Genomic DNA, 1,177 nt, shown 5'->3' on the forward strand with positions numbered 1-1,177 from the left:
GAAAAACTCAGCCAGGTAATCGACGATCAGTCCGTATCTATTGGTGAAAAATTCCGGGCGCATTTTTGGGATTTCCCAGCCAGGAATGTAAGCGTGAAATCGGTCGAAAAAGGCGGCGTCGATCATCTGCTCAGGGAAGGGGGCCAACAGGTGACTGGTTTTCACCAGCGACTCGACGCTCTGATTGATGTTTCCGACGAAGACCATGGAAGCGGAGGCTTCCATCTGCTCACGGCCACGACCGAAGGAGCCGGAGGCCATGAAGTCCTTCATGATTTGCACGCCGTCCCTGTCCTTGAAGTTGATGCCTGCCACCTCATCGAATGCCACTACATCCCAAAGACCGACCAGACCGATACGGCGACTGCTCATGTTGTAGAACAGGTTAGCGACGGTGGTTTGGCCGCCAGAAACAAGCATGCTATTCGGTGAGCATTCCTTGTAGATGTGGCTCTTGCCGGTACCGCGGGGGCCGAGCTCGCAAACGTTGTAGTTGTTCTCCACGAAGGGAACCATGCGGGCCAGCAAATGCCACTGTACTGACTCATCCAGGGTCGAGGGCTCCATGCCGATGGAGCGGATCAAGGCCTCGCGCCATTGTGATGTGTTCAGGGCGGCGCGCCCGGTGAACAACTCCTGCATGTTCATATTCGGCATCTGGATCGGCTTGAGGAGCGTGACGCCAAAAGGAGATCCCGATTGGCCTTCCTCGTGGTAATAGCTCAGCGTTGCGATCACCCAGATACCGCCCACAAGGAGCTTCTCGTATTCCTTGACGATGCCGGCAGAGATCTCCGCGTCCTTGATGCCGAGGTTGCTGAACGAGGCTTCGTAGCGATCTTTTTTCTCATTCAGACGCACGGTGACTCGGTCGATCACCTTGTACGTACCACGCTCGCGAACTAGAGACTTGACCTTCTCAGCCTCATCCGGGCGAACGTAGTTTTCGGCTAAAATTGTCTTCACATTCTTCAGTCCGTGCTCGATCACCTCTGAGTCATCGGACGCGCAGTACATACCCAGCAAGTACTCAAGCACATAAACCGGTACGTTAGCGCCTTCCTTGATCAGCTTGGTCAGGTCCTTGCGCACCACGCGACCGGTGAAGTGCTCGTTGAGCAATTGATCGAGATCTTTATCCACTTGGGTTTCCATCTAGTCTCGTACTCTCAAAAAA

Annotated in this window: 1 protein-coding gene; it reads right to left on the reverse strand. The window is 54.3% G+C overall.

The genetic code is table 11. The features are described from left to right. Window positions 1-1,155, reverse strand: a 1,155-nt coding sequence (gene brxL / locus AC1DRJ_RS28680) for a protease Lon-related BREX system protein BrxL (RefSeq protein WP_477805110.1), incomplete at its 3' end; no start/stop codon positions are given. Between the last annotated feature and the right edge of the window lie 22 nt (window positions 1,156-1,177).

This window comes from Pseudomonas sp. P5_B2, assembly GCF_056400445.1.